Here is a 1,045-nt window from a genome sequence, read left to right as displayed (position 1 = left end):
CCTTGCGATTGATCTGAATCGATAGGGGATTCCCACCGGAGGTTTTGTCTGATTCACTTTCCTTGAGGAGGAGAGTGATGGGCAAGCCGTATTCAGAGGACCTTCGCGAGCGGATAGCAGCGCATGTTGCGGCAGGACATTCGTGTCGCGATGCCGGTCGGGTGTTTGGTGTCAGCGCGGCGACAGCGGTGCGGATTGCCGCCGATTATCGGACCCGCGGCGACGTCTCCTGCAAGCCGCAAGGACGTCCGGCCGGCCGATTTGGCAAGTTGGCCCCGCATATGGGCTTTCTCATCGAGATCGTCCGGGCCGAGCCGGATATCACGCTGGCCGAGCTTGCCAATGCCCTGGAAGACACGTTCGGCCTGACGGTCCACATCTCCTCGATCCACCGGGCCCTGCAGCGCGCCGGGTTCTCATATAAAAAAAGGACTTATCGCCAGCGAGCGTGACCGGCCGGAACTGCGACGGCAGCGCGCCGAATGGATCGGTCGCCGGCAACCCTATATGCGGACGCGGCCACATCGATTGGTCTTCATCGATGAGACGGCCGTGAAGACCAATCTCACGCGCCTGCGGGGGCGTGCCCCCATCGGCGAGCGGCTTTACGGAGCCGCGCCGTTCGGCAAATGGGGCACGCAAACCTTCATCGCCGGCCTGACCCACGACGCTTTGATCGCGCCATGGGTCATTCCAGGAGCCATGAACGGATCAGCCTTCCAAACCTACATCGAAACGCAGCTGGCACCCGCTCTGGCGCCGGGCACGGTGGTCGTTCTCGACAATCTGTCGACCCACAAGGTCCCGAGGGCCTCACAAATCCTGAAGGATCGTGGATGCTGGTTCCTGTTCCTGCCGCCCTATTCGCCCGACCTCAATCCGATCGAAATGGCCTTCTCCAAGCTCAAAGCCCATCTCAGACGCATCGGCGCAAGGACATTCGATGCCCTCATCTCCGCCCTCGGCGACATCTGCGACCTCTTCGACCCCGAAGAATGCTTCAACTTCCTCAAAGCGTCAGGATATGTCGCAGATTAAACGCAAA

1 protein-coding gene is annotated in these 1,045 nt (G+C 60.8%); it reads left to right on the top strand.

What is annotated here, in order from left to right; all coding sequences use genetic code 11:
- The first annotated feature begins 77 nt into the window (after positions 1–77).
- Positions 78–1,038, top strand: a protein-coding gene (locus tag CH339_RS23600) for an IS630 family transposase (RefSeq protein ID WP_111436863.1) whose coding sequence is annotated in 2 segments (ribosomal slippage) — positions 78–422 and positions 424–1,038 — 960 coding nt in all. Because the reading frame shifts where the segments join, the coding sequence is not laid out codon by codon here.
- The last annotated feature ends 7 nt before the right edge of the window (positions 1,039–1,045 follow it).

The organism is Rhodobium orientis, assembly GCF_003258835.1.
Classification (GTDB): domain Bacteria; phylum Pseudomonadota; class Alphaproteobacteria; order Rhizobiales; family Rhodobiaceae; genus Rhodobium; species Rhodobium orientis.
The sequence above is the reverse complement of the archived record's forward strand: the minus strand, read 5'-3'. Positions and strand labels throughout refer to the sequence as shown.